This is a genomic window from Pseudomonas sp. LBUM1666 (assembly GCF_059695775.1).
On record NZ_CP166789.1, the window covers coordinates 1,587,004 to 1,605,334 of the forward strand.

Genomic DNA, 18,331 nt, shown 5'->3' on the forward strand with positions numbered 1-18,331 from the left:
TTGACAAACGCCCTCCGTGTCAGGCTACCTGTCGCCCTTGTTGATTGACTCGTTCATTCAAGAGGGCGAAGGTACATATCGATGTCCAAGCTAGGCAAACGCTACGACAACGACTTCAAAGACTGGGTCGTTTTGCAAATGATGCCGCCCCTCAATCGATCAGTGGCAGAACTTGCCGTTGCGCTCAATCTCACGCCACAGTCACTGCGAAATTGGAGACAAATGGCTAGAGATAAAGGCTTGATCGTTCCGGGAAACGGCAAGACCAGTGACCAATGGTCTAGCGCCGATAAATTCAATGCTGTCATGGAAACCGCGCCGTTGAGCGAGGTGGAGATCTCTCAGTATTGCCGAATCAAAGGCATTTACCCTGAGCAAATCCAACAGTGGCGAATGGCATGCCAAAACGCCAATCCGGTCGTTGATCTCAACTCTCGAACCTCTAAGACGGCCGAGCAACGGCGTATCAAAATACTTGAGCGTCAATTGATTCAGTCTGATGCCGGACGTGCGGAGGCGGTGGCCTTGCTGGATCTCAGAAAAAAAGCCAATGCGATCTGGGGCAAGGACAAGGAAGACTGATCGACGCCTCTGATCGTACGCAAGCCATGAAGTTGATTGCAGACGCGGTACTCAATGGCGCTCGTCGATATCGAGCCTGCAATGAGTTGGGGCTGAGCCTGCGCACAGTCCAGCGCTGGCGACACGCTGACTGTGACGGACGACGGCTGGCTCAACGGGCAGCTCCGGCTAATAAGCTCAGTGAGACAGAACGCCAAGCGGTGCTTGATGCTGCCAATCAGGCTGGCTACGCCAGCCTCACCCCGCACCAAATCGTTCCAAAACTAGCGGATGAAGGCATTTATCTGGCTTCGGAGTCGACGTTTTACCGTGTGTTAAAAGCCGCCAATCAAAACGTGCGCCGTGGTCGTACCAAGACCCCGAAACGCAGAGTACTGACGACGCACCGTGCTGACGCACCCAATCAGGTGTGGTGCTGGGATATCACCTGGCTGCCCAGCACCGTCAAAGGCCGTTTTTTCTACTGGTACATGGTCAAGGATGTCTACAGCCGCAAGCTGGTCGCTAATGAAGTGCATGAGGTGGAATGTGCCGAACACGCGTGTGAGTTGCTCAGAAAGGGATGCTTGCGGGAGCACACAGCGGGTCGTCCGTTGGTGTTGCACTCGGATAACGGCCACGTTATGAGAGGCTCTTTATTACGTGAAAGCATGATCGCCCTGGGCGTCGAGCCGTCCTTCAGCCGGCCGAGGGTGAGCAATGACAACGCTTATGCCGAGGCGCTTTTCCGTACCGCCAAGTACTGCCCACTCTGGCCGGATCAACCATTTGATACGGTCACTGAAGCAAGGCTTTGGGTGCAGAAATTTATCGAGTGGTACAACGAAGATCACCGCCACAGCGCCTTGAAATACGTCACGCCGAACGAACGCCACGAAGGCAAGGCGACGGTTCTATTACAAGCTAGAGCAGTGCTTTATGAAGACGCCAGGGACGCTAATCCGAGCCGCTGGAGTACTCGGACACGCAACTGGAAGCTGGCAGATGCGGTGTATTTAAACCCAGAGCGCCCTGAGGTTAAGGGTGCAGCTGGCTAACAACAGTTGGAACAAGGTGACAGGTACCTTGACACGTACCGAAACGCCTAAAAAAAGTAAGCAAAAAGTCTCGCCCCGAGCGTCCGGCCCCTCGCTTAGGCTCGGCGTTCCTTCGTTCCGGTATCCATCCGGGGACACTGCCCTCCGGTCTGCTTCGCGACGACCTACATGCAGCGTGTTCGACTGCGTCGAACGGCGCTTCGCGCCACTCCCCGGATGCACACCTCCACTCAGCCTCCCGAAGGGGCGGGTAGATCAAAAGCGGCCCGAGGCGGCCTACCGGCCGGCCTGTTTGTCCGGTTGTACGCCGCTCCATTGTGGGAGCGAGCTTGCTCGCGATGGCGGCCTGGTAGCCGACCTTTCTATCCTGGCTGTACCCGGCCATCAAACTCAACGCAAAAAAAAGCCACCTGTTCAGGTGGCTCTCTTTTCTGCTTTCTTTGATCAGTCGTAGATCACTTTTTTCTTCCAGTCTGCATCGGCCTCGACGTCTTTGAGGCCTTCGGTCAGTTGGTTCACTTCGCCTTCTACCGGGGTGAAGTTGTCCATGACTTGTGCGTTGGCGCGAGCCAGGAGTTTTTCCAGGTATTCCAGTTGTTCGGCGTAGACCTGGGGTTCCTGTTGTTTGCGCAGGTATTGCACGCCGCGTTCGAATGCCAGGCGGGCCTGGCCGGGCTGGTTCTGTTGCAGGGCGTGTTGGCCGAGGTTGTTGAAGAATTCGATGTGCAGCAGGACCAGGATGTGGCGAACTTCGCGGATCCAGCGTTTGGCTTCGTTGGTTGGCAGGAAGCCGTCCTGTGCGGCGCGGGTGATTTGACCATGCAGGGCTTCGAGCAGGAAGCGTACGTCTTTGGCTTTGGCTTCGGTCTGGATCGGTGCTGGCGGGTTATTGACCGGGATCGATTCGCCCTGGCCAACCAGGGCGCTCAGTTCGCCAATCCGTGCCTTGAGGTTGGAGCTGGTTTTTTCCAGGTTAAGCAGGCGTTGGCAGACGTTCAGTTCCAGGCGAGTCAGCAGCAGCTTGAGCGCCGGTGTCATCAACTGGCCGGGGAAGGTCTCGGTGATTTCGCCGCAACGACGCAGACGATCGTTGAGCTCAACCTTGGCGCGGGCCTTTTCCAGCTTATTGTTTTCCACCACATGGTTCATGTAGCCAATGGCGATCAATAGTGCGATCCCGGCTACGACTAGCAGGGTGATCATGAGTGGTGTCACCGGTAAGACCTCTTTATGGGGTTCGCGTGCGAGTGTAGTGGCTTGGCATTGGGACGCATAGCGCCGCTCAGCGAGTTGAATCGGCTACTGCACTGCCTGTATCGGCCGCGTTCCTGCTTATATAAGTAATAGCGTGCGAGGTGCACATTGCCATCATCTTGGGCGTGGGTGGACTATAACGTCTTGGCGGGTGTCAGAATATAGGCGTCAAACCCCGGGCGACGGAAAAGCTCGATTAGTGTCTCAAAGCAGGGCGAAGTCATTGATTTAAATAAATTTATATCTGGGGGTTGACGACCCCTCAATCCATCCATAGAATGCGCGCCACTTACAGCGTAAAGCACACAGCGAAACGCGGTAGGGAGTGAATGTTGTACGTGTGTCCCCTTCGTCTAGTGGCCTAGGACACCGCCCTTTCACGGCGGTAACAGGGGTTCGAGTCCCCTAGGGGACGCCATTGCGGGAATAGCTCAGTTGGTAGAGCACGACCTTGCCAAGGTCGGGGTCGCGAGTTCGAGTCTCGTTTCCCGCTCCAATTTTAAACAGCGTTGCTTTCGGGCAGGGCTGAGTGAAACCAGAACCGGTATCTTCGGATGCGGATTTGGGCACTGAAATACACACCATGTGTTTCAGTTAGCGTGTCCCCTTCGTCTAGTGGCCTAGGACACCGCCCTTTCACGGCGGTAACAGGGGTTCGAGTCCCCTAGGGGACGCCATTTGCGGGAATAGCTCAGTTGGTAGAGCACGACCTTGCCAAGGTCGGGGTCGCGAGTTCGAGTCTCGTTTCCCGCTCCATATTTAACAAAAACGCCGCTCAGCAATGAGCGGCGTTTTTGTTTGCGCGTCACCCATAAAAAAGGACCTCAAGGTCCTTTTTTTGTTTGCGTCGAACCCGCCATAACAGCGGGTCCGAAAGAGCATCAGAGCTTCGGCAACTGCCCGATGCGCCCCATCATCTCGGTCACGATCTGCAGATCCAGCAGAAACTGGTCGACGGTCTTGAACTCGTTGTCAGTGTGGCCGGTGTACTTGACCTCGGGCCTGGCCAGGCCGAATTGCACGCCATTGGGCAGCTCATGCACCGAGGTGGCGCCGGCGGAAGAGCCGAACTTATGCTCCATGCCCAGGTTTTCAGTGGACACAGCCAGCAACGCCTTGACCCATTCACCCTCAGGATTGCGGTACATCGGCTCGGCGATTGAGTAGTCGATGGCTACCGCGACGTGGGTCTTCTTGCTCCAGGCATCAAGCTTGTCGGCGATTTCGGTCTTGAGCGTTTCCGGCGACTTACCCTTTGGCACGCGCAGGTTGACCGCGAGCTTGAAGGCTTTGTCATCCATCCCGACAAAGGTCAGGGAAGTGGTCAACGGTCCCATGAAGGCATCGGAAAAGCCGACCGCCAATTTGCCACCCAGGTAGTCCAGCCCCCAGTTGTCGGCCGCGTAGCGGGCGGCGTCGGTAATGTGGTTGTGCTTGAGCGCGACTTTTCCGTCAAGGCTGTTGATGAAGTCCAGCATCCTGGCCACCGGGTTAACACCTGACTCGGGCTCGGAGGAGTGGGCCGAAACGCCGGTGACCGTCAGCTTGACGTCCTTGCCGACGACCTTGGCGGTTACCTCGAAGTTGCCGCCATTGCGCTTGGCATAATCGCTACCGGCCTTCTGCAGGCTGGCGGCCAGTTCGGCGGGCTTGTCGCTCAAAAGGGTGGCGACCGATGTCGACGGAATCTGGTTGGTGGCCATGCCGCCCGTCATCGAGATGATTTCAGCGCCCTTGCCCTCTGCCTTGCGCTTGGCAAAGTTCGCCATGACAGTGCCGTAGCCTTTCTCGGCAATCACCACCGGATAGCCGCCATCCAGCGCGAGGTTGTAGTTGGGTGTCGGGTTGTTTTCGAAGTAATAGGGGATGGCGTCGCCGGTGGTTTCTTCGGTGGTGTCGACCAGCAGCTTGAAATTCCTGGCCAGCGGCAACTTCTCTTCCTTGATGACCTTCATGGCATAGAGCGCCACCACGATGCCGTTCTTGTCATCCTCGGTGCCCCGGCCATACATGCGGTCGCCGATCAGAGTGACATTGAACGGATCAAGTCGGGTGCCGTCCTTCAGGACCCAGTTCTCCGGCGTCACGGGCACCACGTCGGCATGCGCGTGAATGCCCACGACTTCATCGCCGCTGCCTTCCAGGGAGATCTCATAGACGCGATTGTCGATGTTTCGAAAGCTCAGGTTGAAGGCCTGTGCAAGGCCCTTGATCTTGTCGGCGATTTTGATGAATTCGGGATTGTCGTGCTGGTCAACACCGTCGACGCGGAAGGTCGGGATGGCCACCAACTCTCGCAGGGTCTCGGTGGCGGCGCTGCCGTACTTCACGCGTGCATAGAGGCCGAGCAGGCGATGGATCTCGTTCTGCTGTTCTGAAGAAAGGGTCTTGTTGTCGAGAAAGGCGCTGATGGCCGGGCCGAGGTCGTCGGTTTTGCCAAGGTCGCTTTTGGCCAGGCCTCCCAGGAACTGCCTGAAATCCGTTACCGATGCGTCGCTGAACGTCTTGAGGATGGCCGCGCTCTGTTGCGGGCTGATGTTAGCGTGCGCTGTCAGGGTGAACGACGAAAGGCTGGCCAGTATCAGGGTCGACGCGGCCAGGTGCTTGAGTGAGAAATTCATTGCAGGGGGCATTCCTTTGCAGGCGTTTGTGAGAAGTTTCTGATCGATGGGGCAAGAAAACGTTCCCAAGCTAACACCACGAGTGAGCAGTACGGGAGTCCCTGAAGTGAGATCTGTCGCACAGAAATGCAAATGCGACACAGAAACGAAAAAGGCCCGCCAGTCGACTGAGCGGGCCTTTTGCATGGGCGCAGGTTTTACATCGACAGAATCAGGCGCCCGGCGAACAGGATCAGAATCACCCCCATGGTGCGTTCGAACCAGTGCCCCATGCGCATAAACAGCAGCCGTACCCGAGCACTGGAAAAGAACAGCGCGACGATCACAAACCACAGCGCATTCACAAAACACATCCAGATTCCGTAAAGCGCCTGGATCTTCAGTGGCGTTGTGGCGCTGATGATGGTGGTGAAGATCGCCAGGAAAAACAATGTTGCTTTCGGGTTGGTCGCGTTGGTCAGAAAACCGGTGGTAAATGCCTTCAGCAACGTTTGTTCTACGACCGGTTCGTCAGGCTTGTCGCCTTCCAGTACGGTCTTGGGCTTGCTGCGCAACAGGCTGACACCGAGGTACAAAATGTAAGCGCCACCCACAACCTTGGCCACCGTCAGCAGCCAAGGTGTCGTGTGCATCAGCGCGCCGACGCCGAGCAAGGTATAAAGCACATGCACGGAAATGCCCGCGCCGATGCCCAGCGCCGTGCAAATCCCGACCAGTCGACCAAAGCGCACGCTCTGACGGATGGTCACTGCGAAGTCCGGTCCGGGTGCAACCACGGCAAGAAAGTGGATAGTTGCCAGCGCCAGAAACTCGCCCAGGTAATTCGAAAGCATTTCAACTCCAGAAAGTAAGGGGTGAAGCATTGCCGCGATAGCCGACAAAGAACGAAAGGCTCAAGCGCGGATCAGCCACACCCGGTGTCACCGAGTGCATGCAGCGCGAATTGAACATGATGAAATCACCCGGCTCGGGAAGAATCTCCAGGGTCGGAGTCCCGAGCAGAGCCGGATCGATTCCGTAGCTGTCGCCACGCATTTCGTCGAACTGGTCCGGGGAGATGTCGTGGTCCCACATCTGCAGCGCACCGCCCTCGGCGGGCATGTTCAGGTAAACATTGCAGGCGAACTGCGCTTCCAGACTTTTGGCCTGGTAACTGTCCGGGGCGTCCTTGGCGAAAATGTCGTGGTGGGCCAGAAAGCAGATCCCGGGTTTCACCACCCGGGACAGCCCGACATACATCTTGCGACCGTAGAGATTTTCCAGGTGCGCACCCGCCGGCCAGGACTCGTCGAGCATGCAGCGCAGGGTGTCGACAGGGGACGAATAGGGCGCACACCGGTTGCGTAATTCCGCAATGTTGCGGGTGGCGCGTTCGAAATAATCTTCGATCAGCAGCGGCTGGTTTTCCGCTTCATAAAACGCCATGCCGATGCGACCGATGCTCGGCGCATTGATATAGCCTTCGAAGCCCGGGGCGAGGATCTTGTCGCCAATCTGAATCGCCAGCGGCTTGGGCAACAAGCCTTTGACGCGGATGGCGAGGACTTCTTGGTTGGCCAGTTTTTTTATGCACGTCTCATCGAGACGCTCGACGTCAAGCATCATGTCTTAGGTCCATCTATCAGATAGTCAACAGAACCCGCGACCGCAGGTTCCCCCGGCGTCAGGCGATGGCAGGAACGGCATCGCCCAAATGCTCAATCCACGCTGTAGTGGACTGACAGCGTTCCCTTCTTCAGTGAAAGGGACGCGATCGTGACGGTGCCCAAATCCTTCAGGCTGCGTACATGGGTGCCGCCGCAGCCGTAGGCGGGCAGTTCACCGAAGCCGATTTCCCGGGCGCCTTCACGCATCGACGTCAGGCGCGGCAGATCATTGGCGATCCACTGCGAGATGCCGTGCTGAATCATCTCGGCATCAACCTCTTTTGCCGACTCTGCCGGTTTGAATTGCACGCGTCCTTCACCCGGCCAGTGATGAGCCTTGATCGGCATCCAGCCCATGGCCTGGACGAAGTGGCCGATCAGGTGGCCGGCGGAATGCATGCGTGAATTGAACTGGCGGCGTTGTTCATCGACACGAATCTGAGTCATGCCCGGTTTTACCGGATGGTCGACGAAATGAGTGATCCGGTCCGGATCCTGAACAACCCGCAGCACTCGGCTTTCGCCGATCCAGCCGGTGTCAAAGGGCTGTCCACCGCCTTGGGGATGAAACAACGTGGCGCGCAGCGTCACGGCAAATTCGTTCTCGTGGGGCGTGCAATCCAGGACTTCCACATTGGCCTTGAGGTCATCACTATGGAAAAAGAGGCGAAGCGTCATATTCCATGCCCTTATTAACAATTCTATTTTTTATTATATGAAGCGTGGAATTGCGTGATAATCCGTTCAAACATCAAAGGACTGTTGCGCTGTGAGCATAAATCTTCCACTACCGCTGCTCGGTGAAATGGCGATCTTCGTCAAGGTTGTCGAGACTGGCAGTTTCTCCGAAGCTGCTCGACAGTTGGGTTCTTCACCCTCGGCGGTCAGTCGCAGCATTTCGCGCCTGGAGAAGGCGCTCGCCACCCGTTTGCTGCAGAGAACCACGCGCAAGTTGCGCTTGAGCGACGGCGGCGAAGAGGTGTTCAAGCGCTGCCAGGAGATGGTCAGCGCAGCCAAGTCGGTGATGGAAATCAGCGGCCAGTTCACCCATGAAGCGGAAGGACTGGTGCGCGTCAGTGTGCCGAAGGCGGTGGGGCGTTTCGTGATTCATCCGCATATGCCGGAATTTTTACGTCGCTATCCCAAAGTGGATGTGGAGCTGTTGCTTGAGGACCGCCAGGTGGATTTGATCGACGACAACGTTGATCTGGCGATTCGTATTACAGATCGGCCACCTGCAGGACTGGTCGGGCGGCAATTGCTGACCATCGATCATTTGCTCTGTGCAACGCCGCAATACCTGGCCGAACACGGCACACCGACCCACCCTCACGACCTGCTCAACCACAGCTGCATCTACCTGGGCGAAACCCCGAGCGATGCACGCTGGAAATTCAAGAAAGGCACCCAGGCTGTAACCGTTGGCGTGCGCGGACGGTACGCGGCCAATCACACTGGCGTGCGGTTGGGCGCAGTGTTGCAGCACATCGGGATTGGCAGCCTGCCGTACTTCACCGCACGCTATGCGCTGGAGCAAGGGCTGATCGTGCAGGTGCTGCCGGACTGGACCTTTCTGGCTTCTTACCACGGCGGAGCCTGGCTGCTGCATTCGCCAACCCGTTATTTGCCACCGAAGTTACGGGTGTTGATCGACTATCTGGTGGAGTGCCTGGAGAAGGAACCAACGCTGAGCAAACCGGGCAAGTTGAGTAGTGCGGGCAAGGTCGCGGCGGAGTATGAGTTGCCGGAGAGTGATGGGTTGCTCTGAAGCAAAGATCAAAAAAAGGCCCGCATGTTCAACCATGCGGGCCTTTTGAATTTCTGACCGAGGATCAGTGCTTGCTGTCGTCTTTCGACATCGCCAGCAGTTGTTTTTCCTGGTTCCAGTCGAACGGTTCGTCGTTTTGTTCAGCTTCGAAACGACGTTCTTCCAGCGCCTGGTACAAGTCGATTTCATCGTCGGGCATGTAATGCAGGCAGTCACCGGCGAAGTACCACAGCAGGTCGCGCGGGACCAGGTGGGCGATTTGCGGGTAGCGGGTGATCACCTGGCACAGAATGTCCTGGCCCAGGTATTGGCTTTCGATCGGGTCGACCGGCAGCAACGCACGCAGTTCGTCGAAGCGCTCCAGGAACAAGGCATGGCTTTCTTCGGGAACCTGTTCGGCCTCACCTACGGCGACCAGGATGCTGCGCAGGTGGTCGAGCAAGACAAGATGATCGGCAACGACATTGGACACGAGATAAGTCCTCAAGAGCAAAACGGGCGCGGGAGTATAAAGCTCCTGCGCCCATTTTTACAGGTAGAAGGCACATGACTTGCTGGATCAGCGGACCTTTCCTTGCGCCAGCGCCAGCTCCTCTTTGTCGAAATCATCGACATCAATCACCTTGCGCCGCGCCGCTTCGGCGTCACGCAAGGTCTGCGCTTCAACGGGCTGCAACACGCCAGCTTCAAGCGCTGCATCGATGACGTGTTCCCCGGCGACCGGTTTGACCTGGCCGCTTTTGAGTGCGATATGAAGTTTTTTCCGCAGCGGTTGCGCGGCACTCAGCAGGTTACACGCATGTTGCAGGGCGCCAACCGGGTCATCAGTGGATTGCGGCCGGTAGCAACCGCCGAGCAACTCTTCCAGGGTTGGATCGCCTTTGGCGCGGCCGATCACCGCCGCCACTTCCGCGCCGAGTTTGTCCGATGGCCCTTTGTGACGACGACCGAACGGGAACACGATCACCCGCAACAGGCAACCCAACACCTTGTTCGGGAAGTTGGTCAGCAGTTCATCCAGCGCTCGTTCCGACTGACCCAGGCTTTCTTCCATGGCCCAGGTAAACAGCGGTGCCATGTGCTCCGGTGAATCGAGGTCGTGGTAACGCTTGAGTGCGGCGGAGGCGAGGTACATGTTGCTGAGCACGTCCCCCAGACGTGCCGACAGACGTTCGCGTCGTTTCAATTCGCCGCCCAGCAGCATCATGCTCAGGTCGGCGAGCATGGCGAACGCAGCCGCCTGGCGATTGAGGGCGCGGAAGTAACCCTGGCTGAGCTTGTTGCCTGGCGCGTGTTCGAAGTGACCGAAACCAAGGTTCAGCACCAGCGTGCTGGCGGCGTTACTCACGGCGAAACCGATGTGTTTGAGCAGCAGGCCATCAAATTCGGTGAGGGCCTGATCCTTGTCTTCACGACCGGCGAGGGCCATTTCCTTAAGTACGAATGGATGGCAGCGAATCGCACCCTGACCGAAGATCATCAGGTTGCGTGAGAGAATGTTCGCGCCCTCCACGGTGATGAAGATCGGTGCGCCATTCCAGCTACGACCGAGGTAGTTGTTCGGCCCCATGATGATTGCCTTGCCGCCATGAACATCCATGGCGTGGCTGATGCACTCGCGGCCGCGTTCAGTGAGGTGGTACTTGAGAATCGCCGACAGCACCGAAGGCTTCTCGCCCAAATCCACCGCATTGGCCGTGAGCATCCGCGCCGCGTCCATCATCCAGGCGTTGCCGCCGATGCGGGCCATCGCTTCCTGAATACCTTCGAAGGCCGACAGTGGAACGTTGAATTGTTCACGGACCTGAGCGTATTGGCCGGTCACCAGACTGGTGAACTTGGCGGCGCCGGTGCCGACCGCTGGCAACGAAATCGAACGCCCGACCGACAGGCAGTTCATCAGCATCATCCAGCCTTTGCCGATCATTTCCTGGCCGCCGATGAGGAACTCCAACGGTACGAAGACATCTTTGCCGGAGTTCGGGCCGTTCATGAATGACGCGCCCAACGGCAAGTGGCGGCGACCGATTTCAACACCGGCGGTATCGGTCGGGATCAACGCCAGACTGATCCCCAGGTCTTCCACCTCACCCAGCAGGTGATCCGGGTCGTAGGCCTTGAACGCGAGGCCGAGCAGTGTGGCGACCGGGCCAAGTGTGATGTAACGCTTTTCCCAGTTCAGACGCAGGCCCAAGGTTTCCTTGCCTTCCCATTCACCTTTGCAGATCACCCCGGTGTCGGGCATGGCGCCGGCATCAGAGCCGGCCAGTGGGCCGGTCAGTGCGAAGCATGGGATGTCATCGCCGCGCGCCAGTCGTGGCAGGTAGTGGTTGCGTTGCTCGTCGGTGCCGTAATGCAGCAGCAGTTCGGCCGGGCCGAGGGAGTTGGGGACCATCACGGTGGACGCGAGGTCGCCGCTGCGGGTCGCCAGTTTCATCGCCACCTGGGAGTGGGCATAGGCGGAGAAACCTTTGCCGCCAAACTCCTTGGGAATGATCAGGGCGAAGAAGCCGTTTTCCTTGATGTAGGCCCAGGCTTCGGGAGGCAGGTCCATGGTTTGACCGATCTGCCAGTCGCTGACCATGGCGCAGAGCTCTTCCGTCGGGCCGTCGATAAAGGCCTGTTCCTCTTCGCTCAGCTGTGCTTTTGGATAGGACAGCAGTTTGTTCCAGTCCGGGCGACCGCTGAACAGTTCACCGTCCCACCACACCGTGCCGGCATCGATCGCATCGCGTTCGGTTTGCGACATCGGCGGCAGGGTTTTCTGGAACCAGCTGAACAGCGGCGCACTGAAATATTTACGGCGTAGATCGGGCAGCAACAAGGGCGCTGCGACAGCCGCGATCAATACCCAGAGAACCAGCAGCAACCAGCCTGGCGCGCGGCTGAAAGCGCCCATCGCAACCACGTAAACGGCAACGACGCACAGGGCGGGCAGCGGGGCGACACGACGGTGGGCTAAATAAGCAATCCCGACAACCAGAACCAGTATCCACAACAGCAGCATATTTAATCCTCCGTGAAACCAAGGCAAAACCAACTTTCAGAGCTTAGACGGCATCCGCAAAACAGGGTGGTCAGAGCGATGTGATTGAATTCGTGGGAAACCATGGATGAGTTTTGTAGGCCCAGTGGGCAACGGGCCGGGGAAATCGTTCGTTGGGCGGGCGGCAAAGCGTCCATGTTTGGCCGAAACGTCGTTATCTCTGTGCTGAACGTGTCGCTAGACTCGACGCTTCCCCAGGAGATTGTTCTCATGCACGAGTATCTGAGACCCGGCCGCTTCATCGATAGTGACCACTCGTCGGTGGTGGAGTTCGCCGAAAAACATCGCGGCAGTAGTCGCGATCCGCTCGAACAGTCGATCAATCTCTATTACGCCGTGCGTGAAGCCGTGCGTTACAACCCTTACACCTTCAGTCGCGACCCGGATACCTTGCGCGGCAGTTATGCGCTGGCAGCGGGGGAGAGTTATTGCGTGCCCAAAGCCACGCTGCTGGCCGGGTGCGCCCGACATTGCGCGATCCCTGCGCGTATCGGCCTGGCGGATGTACGCAATCATTTATCGACGCCGCGGTTGCTCGAGTTGCTCAAGAGCGATGTGTTCGCCATGCACGGCTATACGGAGCTGTATCTGAATGGCCGCTGGGTAAAAGCCACGCCAGCGTTCAACCAAGGCTTGTGCGAACTGTTCAATGTCGCACCACTGGAGTTCGACGGAATCAACGACAGTGTTTTCCATCCGTTCAATCGCGACGGCGAGCAATTGATGGAATACCTGATCGACCACGGCCAGTTCACCGACGTGCCTGAGGCGTTCTTTTTCGAGCACCTGGAGAAGTGCTATCCGCATCTGTTCAGCGACACATTGCCCGTGCTGCTGGGTGACATGCAGAGCGATTTGAGTCGCGCCTGATCCGGCGTATGCTGCCTGCGCATTCATCCATAAAGAGGCGGTCATGCTGAAGATCTGGGGGCGGAAAAACTCGTCGAATGTCAGAAAACCTTTGTGGGCCGCCGAGGAGCTGGGCCTGGCTTATGAAGCCATCGATGCGGGCGGCGCCTTTGGTGTAGTCGATACGCCGCAGTACCGCGCGATGAACCCCAATGGCCGCGTGCCGGTGATTGAAGACGAGGGTTTCGTGCTGTGGGAATCCAACACCATTGTGCGTTACCTGATGGCTCGCCACGCCAACGGCACGGCCTGGTATCCAGAGGATCTGCAGTCCCGGGCTTCTGCCGACAAGTGGATGGACTGGACCACTTCAAGTTTTGCCGGGCCGTTCCGCACGGTGTTCTGGGGTGTGTTACGTACACCGGAAAGCCAACAGGACTGGCCGGCCATCAACGCCGCGATCAAGGAGTGCGATGGCCTGCTGTCCATGGCCGATAAGGCGCTGGCGACCCAACCCTACCTGTCCGGCGATGAGATCGGCATGGGCGACATTCCTCTGGGCAGTTTCATTTATGCCTGGTTCGAGATGCCGATCGAGCGCGCGCCGCAGCCTCATTTGCAAGCCTGGTATGCACGTCTGAAACAGCGTCCGGCGTATCAGAAAGCGGTTATGACCGCGTTGACTTAATACTCACTATCGACACACTTGACTGTACTTGTGTGGCGGCGACAAGCACCATTGCGCTCGTGCGCCGCGGTGGTATTAGTCGCCGCCCGCCCTTATTTGTCCCTTTCTTCCCTTCTTGGTACGTAAATCCGATATGAGTTCCGCTCTGTCCATCCGGCAGCTAACCAAAACCTACGGCAACGGTTTCCAGGCCCTGAGTGGTATCGATCTGGACGTCGCCGAAGGTGACTTTTTCGCCTTGCTCGGCCCCAACGGCGCCGGCAAATCCACGACCATCGGTATTCTCTCGACCCTGGTGAACAAGACCAGCGGGACGGTGAATATCTTCGGTCACGACCTGGACAAGAATCCTGCGCAGCTCAAGCGCTCCATCGGTGTGGTGCCTCAGGAATTCAACTTCAACCAGTTCGAAAAAACCTTCGATATCGTCGTGACCCAGGCCGGTTATTACGGCATCCCGCCGAAAATCGCCAAGGAACGCGCCGAGCAGTACCTGACCCAACTGGGCCTGTGGGACAAGCGCGATACGCCGTCGCGTTCACTGTCCGGCGGCATGAAGCGTCGACTGATGATCGCCCGTGCGCTGGTTCACGAACCGCGCCTGCTGATCCTCGACGAACCGACAGCGGGTGTGGACATCGAACTGCGTCGCTCGATGTGGACCTTCCTCACCGAGCTGAACAAGCAAGGCATCACCATCATCCTCACCACCCACTACCTGGAAGAGGCTGAGCAGTTGTGCCGCAACATCGGCATCATCGATCACGGCACCATCGTCGAGAACACCAGCATGAAACAGTTGCTCGGCCAACTGCATGTGGAAACGTTCCTGCTCGACCTCAAAAACACTGTGCAAACCGCGCCGCAGTTGCTCGGTTACCCGACCAAGCTGCTCGACAGCCACACCATTGAAGTTCAGGTCGACAAGGCCATGGGCATCACCGCGCTGTTCACCCAATTGGCGCAGCAGAACATCGAAGTGTTGAGCCTGCGTAACAAAACCAATCGCCTCGAGGAGTTGTTCGTGTCCCTGGTGGAGAAAAATCTGTCGAAGGTGGCGGTATGAGTTCCGAGCTGCAACCCAACCTCGTTGCCCTCAACACCATTGTTTACCGTGAGGTCAAACGCTTTACCCGGATCTGGCCGCAGACGCTGCTGCCGCCGGCCATCACCATGGTTCTGTACTTCGTCATCTTCGGCAATCTGATCGGCCGGCAGATCGGTGACATGGGTGGTTTCACCTACATGGAGTACATCGTGCCGGGGCTGATCATGATGTCGGTGATTACCAACTCCTACGGCAACGTGGTCTCGAGCTTCTTCGGCAGCAAGTTCCAGCGTTCCATCGAAGAATTGATGGTGTCGCCGGTGTCGCCGCATACGATTCTGATCGGCTACACCCTGGGCGGCGTGCTGCGCGGCTTGATGGTCGGGCTCATCGTGACCCTGCTGTCGCTGTTCTTCACCGAGTTGCAGGTGCATCACCTGGGCGTGACCATTCTGGTGGTGGTGCTGACGGCGACGATCTTCTCGCTGCTAGGCTTCATCAACGCCGTGTTTGCGCGCAACTTCGATGACATCTCGATCATCCCGACGTTCGTGCTGACACCGCTGACGTACCTGGGTGGGGTGTTCTACTCGATCTCCTTGCTGCCACCGTTCTGGCAGACCGTGTCCCTGGCCAACCCGGTGCTGCACATGGTCAACGCCTTCCGTTACGGCATTCTTGGCGTTTCGGACATCAGGATCAGCGTGGCGATCACCTTCATGCTGGTGGCGACCGTGGTGTTGTATATCGGTTGCGCACGGCTGCTGGTCAGTGGTCGCGGGATGCGCACGTAATCGCGCACTGCTCAATCAGAAACGGCACCTCAGGGTGCCGTTTTTTATTCTTGCATCCGTCGTTTCTGGCGCCGCCGCCACTGCCGCCCCACCCACCAGCGCCAGTACATCATAGTCAGGCAATAGGCGAGCGCGCCGAGCACCAGTCCCGTCACCACCGAGCCGAGTAAAAACGGCTGCCAAAGAGTCGAGAGTTCGCCGCTGATCCATTCCCAGGTCAGCTCGTCCGGCAAATGGCGGGTGGGAACGTCCATCAGCCAGGCACCGGTCTGGTAAGTGCAGAAGAACACCGCCGGCATGGTGATCGGATTGGTCAGCCAGACCAGGCTGACCGCAATCGGCATGTTGCCGCGCACCATGATGGCGAGAATGGCGGCGACCAGCATCTGCAGCGGAATTGGCAAGAACGCCGCGAACAGACCAACCGCCATGGCCCGTGCGACGGAATGGCGGTTGAGGTGCCAGAGGTTCGGGTCATGCAGCAGGGTGCCGAGAAAGCGTAAGGACTTGTGTTCCCTGATGCTGGTCGGGTCTGGCATGTAACGTTTGAATAAGCGCCGGGGCATAAGGCTTCTCGGTCGGTTAAGGCGGCAAGTATGTCTGGATTCTATGAACCGCCCATTCAGACTTTGTGACAATTAATAACGATGCCTGTGCGATTAGCCGGCTATGCCTAGGAGGGGACTCTCAAGGACGGGCGTATGCGCACAGGGATGATGGCGCTGGCGTTGGGTCTGTTGATCCTGCTTTTTTTACCGGTATTACCGCCGGTCTGGTTGTGGCTGTTGTTGCCAGTCATGGGATTGATGGCGCTGCCGTTCAGGACTTATCCGTTGGCGTTTTTCCTGTTCGGCTTCAGTTGGGCGTGCGCGAATGCACAGTGGGCGCTGGATGATCGGCTGCCGATGAGCCTCGATGGCGAAACCCGTTGGGTCGAAGGTCGGGTGACGGGATTGCCCCAGAACAATGAGGCCGTCGTGCGTTTCGAGTTGGCGGACGCCCGGTCGCGACACGGCAAGGTGCCGCAACTGATGCGTCTGGCCTGGTATGACGGGCCGCCGGTCAACAGCGGTGAACATTGGCGACTGGCGGTCAAGTTGAAGCGTCCTGCGGGGCTGCTCAATCCCCATGCCTTCGATTACGACGCCTGGCTGTTGGCGCAACGCATCGGCGCTACCGGGACGGTCAAGGCTGGCGAGCGGCTCAAGGAAGCCCAATGGGCCTGGCGCGACGGCATCCGTCAGCGCTTGCAGTCCGTGGATGCCCAGGGGCGAACGGGAGCGCTGACGGCGTTGGTGCTGGGGGATGGCGCCGGACTGAGTCGCGAAGACTGGCAGGTGCTGCAAGACACCGGTACCGTCCATCTGTTAGTGATTTCCGGACAACACATCGGGTTGTTGGCAGGGCTGGTGTATCTGTTGATCGCCGGGCTGGCCCGTTATGGCCTATGGCCGAAACGCTTGCCTTGGCTGCCGTGGGCCTGTGGACTGGCGTTCGCGGCCGCTCTCGGTTACGGGCTGCTGGCCGGTTTCGAGGTGCCGGTGCGGCGGGCCTGCGTGATGATCGGTCTGGTGCTGTTGTGGCGCCTGTGATTTCGTCACCTCGGCGCCTGGTGGCCGCTGTTGCTGGCGCTCGAGGGTGTTTTGCTGCTGGATCCGCTGGCGAGTCTGCAACCGGGTTTCTGGCTATCGTTCGCGGCGGTGGCGGTGTTGATCTTCACCTTCGGTGGTCGGCTGGGCCCGTGGCGTTGGTGGCAAACGTGGACCCGCGCCCAATGGCTGATCGCGATTGGTCTGTGCCCGTTGCTGCTGGTGCTCGGGTTGCCGATCAGTCTCAGCGGACCGGTGGCCAATTTGCTCGCGGTGCCGTGGATCAGCCTGGTCGTGCTGCCTCCTGCATTGCTGGGTACGTTGTTTTTACCCCTTCCTTACGTGGGCGAAGGGTTGCTGTGGTTGGCAGGAGGTTTGATCGACCTTTTGTTCAAGGGCCTGGCGTGGATGGCCGGGTACTTGCCCGCGTGGGTGCCGGTGGCCATCCCGTTGTGGATATGGGCACTCGGCACACTCGGTGCCTTTCTACTATTGATGCCTCGGGGTGTGCCGTTTCGCTCGTTGGGTTGGCCGATGCTGTTGTTGCTGGTTTTTCCACCCCGGCAGGTCTTGCCTGAAGGCATCGCCGAAGTCTGGCAGCTGGATGTCGGCCAGGGTTTGGCAATCCTGGTGCGCACCCGCCATCACACACTGTTGTATGACACCGGGCCACGTTTCGGCGATTTCGACCTGGGCGAACGGGTGGTGCTGCCGACATTACGCAAATTGGGCGTGGATGGACTCGATTTGATGCTGATCAGTCATGCCGACGCCGATCATGCGGGCGGCGCCCGGGCCGTTGCCAATGGCCTGCCGGTGAAACGGGTGGTCAGTGGTGATCCCCTGGCGTTGCCTGCCGAGTTGCAGGCGCAGGGCTGCGAGAGCGGCAAGCAATGGGTCTGGGATGATGTGAGGTTCCAGCTCTGGCAATGGTCTTCGGCCAGCGACAGCAATCAAAAATCCTGCGTCCTGCAGATAGAAGCCAACGGTGAGCGTCTGTTATTGACCGGTGATATAGACGCCGCAGCCGAGCGGGCGCTGCTTGACAGTCCACTGGCCGTCTCCACCGATTGGTTGCAGGCGCCGCACCATGGCAGTCGCAGTTCGTCATCGATGGCGTTGCTTGCCGCGTTGCAGCCCCAAGCGGTGTTGATCTCCCGCGGTCAGGGAAATTCATTCGGTCATCCCCATCCCACGATCATGGCGCGCTATCGAAAGCGCGGCATATCGATCCATGACAGCGCCGAACAGGGTGCCATCCGTCTGCAACTGGGACGCTTCAAGCCGCCATGGGCGATGCGTCAAGAACGGCGTTTCTGGCGCTCTGCGCAGTAACCCGGAGTGATTAAAGACCGACTGGATGCGACATCACGGTCTTCGGTGCGCTCACCCCCTATGTTAGAGTGGCG

Annotated in this window: 14 protein-coding genes, 4 tRNA genes and 1 pseudogene; 11 read left to right on the top strand and 8 right to left on the bottom strand. The window is 58.3% G+C overall.

What is annotated here, in order from left to right; all coding sequences use genetic code 11:
* Positions 1-81: 81 nt before the first annotated feature.
* Positions 82-1,619 (top strand): IS3 family transposase gene (locus tag ACA056_RS07180; RefSeq protein ID WP_497266439.1). Its coding sequence is split into 2 segments (ribosomal slippage): positions 82-550 and positions 550-1,619, totalling 1,539 coding nucleotides; the frame shifts between segments, so codons are not numbered across the junction.
* 444 nt (positions 1,620-2,063) lie between these two features.
* Here ACA056_RS07180 and ACA056_RS07185 read toward each other — a convergent pair.
* The gene (locus ACA056_RS07185; RefSeq protein WP_497271518.1) at positions 2,064-2,822 is read right to left on the bottom strand and encodes a hypothetical protein; all 759 of its coding nucleotides are present in this window, start codon (positions 2,820-2,822) and stop codon (positions 2,064-2,066) included.
* 393 nt (positions 2,823-3,215) lie between these two features.
* On the opposite strand from ACA056_RS07185, the gene ACA056_RS07190 reads away from it, so the two are divergent.
* The 4 genes from ACA056_RS07190 (at position 3,216) to ACA056_RS07205 (ending at position 3,629) form a co-directional block, all read left to right on the top strand.
* Positions 3,216-3,291 (top strand) — tRNA-Glu (locus ACA056_RS07190).
* Between the two features lie 2 nt (positions 3,292-3,293).
* A tRNA-Gly gene (locus ACA056_RS07195) sits at positions 3,294-3,369 on the top strand.
* 105 nt (positions 3,370-3,474) lie between these two features.
* Positions 3,475-3,550: transfer RNA gene (locus ACA056_RS07200), tRNA-Glu, on the top strand.
* A 3-nt stretch (positions 3,551-3,553) separates the two neighbouring features.
* Positions 3,554-3,629 (top strand) — tRNA-Gly (locus ACA056_RS07205).
* A gap of 125 nt (positions 3,630-3,754) precedes the next feature.
* On the opposite strand, the gene ACA056_RS07210 is transcribed toward ACA056_RS07205, so the two are convergent.
* From ACA056_RS07210 to ACA056_RS07225, 4 genes are all read right to left on the bottom strand, one after another.
* Entirely contained in the window at positions 3,755-5,494 is a 1,740-nt protein-coding gene (locus ACA056_RS07210; protein ID WP_497271520.1) for a dipeptidase, read from the bottom strand.
* Positions 5,495-5,691: 197 nt separating this feature from the next.
* A complete protein-coding gene (locus tag ACA056_RS07215) occupies positions 5,692-6,327 on the bottom strand; it encodes a LysE family translocator (RefSeq protein WP_033056907.1) in 636 nt (211 codons plus the stop codon).
* Between the two features lies 1 nt (position 6,328).
* A complete protein-coding gene (locus ACA056_RS07220; RefSeq protein ID WP_497271522.1) occupies positions 6,329-7,099 on the bottom strand; it encodes a 2OG-Fe(II)-dependent halogenase WelO5 family protein in 771 nt (256 codons plus the stop codon).
* Between the two features lie 92 nt (positions 7,100-7,191).
* Complete coding sequence (locus ACA056_RS07225; RefSeq protein ID WP_497271524.1) at positions 7,192-7,818, bottom strand: alanyl-tRNA editing protein; 627 nt, start codon at positions 7,816-7,818, stop codon at positions 7,192-7,194.
* A 91-nt stretch (positions 7,819-7,909) separates the two neighbouring features.
* Between ACA056_RS07225 and ACA056_RS07230 the strand changes: the two genes are divergently transcribed.
* Positions 7,910-8,908, top strand: a complete 999-nt coding sequence (locus ACA056_RS07230) for a LysR family transcriptional regulator (RefSeq protein ID WP_497271526.1) — start codon at positions 7,910-7,912, stop codon at positions 8,906-8,908.
* A gap of 64 nt (positions 8,909-8,972) precedes the next feature.
* On the opposite strand, the gene ACA056_RS07235 is transcribed toward ACA056_RS07230, so the two are convergent.
* Both ACA056_RS07235 and ACA056_RS07240 read right to left on the bottom strand, forming a co-directional pair.
* On the bottom strand, positions 8,973-9,380 hold the full coding sequence (locus tag ACA056_RS07235) for a PA2817 family protein (protein ID WP_008152400.1): 408 nt from the start codon (positions 9,378-9,380) through the stop codon (positions 8,973-8,975).
* Between the two features lie 87 nt (positions 9,381-9,467).
* Positions 9,468-11,915: an acyl-CoA dehydrogenase gene (locus tag ACA056_RS07240; RefSeq protein ID WP_497271529.1), complete on the bottom strand. Its 2,448-nt coding sequence runs from the start codon at positions 11,913-11,915 to the stop codon at positions 9,468-9,470.
* A gap of 249 nt (positions 11,916-12,164) precedes the next feature.
* On the opposite strand from ACA056_RS07240, the gene ACA056_RS07245 reads away from it, so the two are divergent.
* The 4 genes from ACA056_RS07245 (at position 12,165) to ACA056_RS07260 (ending at position 15,333) form a co-directional block, all read left to right on the top strand.
* Positions 12,165-12,824, top strand: coding sequence for a transglutaminase-like domain-containing protein (locus tag ACA056_RS07245; RefSeq protein WP_497271531.1), 660 nt, complete (start codon positions 12,165-12,167; stop codon positions 12,822-12,824).
* A gap of 43 nt (positions 12,825-12,867) precedes the next feature.
* On the top strand, positions 12,868-13,491 hold the full coding sequence (locus tag ACA056_RS07250; RefSeq protein ID WP_497271533.1) for a glutathione S-transferase family protein: 624 nt from the start codon (positions 12,868-12,870) through the stop codon (positions 13,489-13,491).
* Positions 13,492-13,624: 133 nt separating this feature from the next.
* Positions 13,625-14,557, top strand: coding sequence for an ABC transporter ATP-binding protein (locus ACA056_RS07255; protein WP_497271535.1), 933 nt, complete (start codon positions 13,625-13,627; stop codon positions 14,555-14,557).
* On the top strand, positions 14,554-15,333 hold the full coding sequence (locus ACA056_RS07260; RefSeq protein WP_010461900.1) for an ABC transporter permease: 780 nt from the start codon (positions 14,554-14,556) through the stop codon (positions 15,331-15,333). Before ACA056_RS07255 ends, ACA056_RS07260 begins: the two co-directional genes overlap by 4 nt.
* A gap of 44 nt (positions 15,334-15,377) precedes the next feature.
* Here ACA056_RS07260 and ACA056_RS07265 read toward each other — a convergent pair whose 3' ends face one another.
* Positions 15,378-15,899: a DUF2062 domain-containing protein gene (locus ACA056_RS07265; RefSeq protein WP_461999529.1), complete on the bottom strand. Its 522-nt coding sequence runs from the start codon at positions 15,897-15,899 to the stop codon at positions 15,378-15,380.
* Positions 15,900-16,034: 135 nt separating this feature from the next.
* On the opposite strand from ACA056_RS07265, the pseudogene ACA056_RS07270 reads away from it, so the two are divergent.
* Positions 16,035-18,257: pseudogene (locus ACA056_RS07270) on the top strand (DNA internalization-related competence protein ComEC/Rec2).
* The last annotated feature ends 74 nt before the right edge of the window (positions 18,258-18,331 follow it).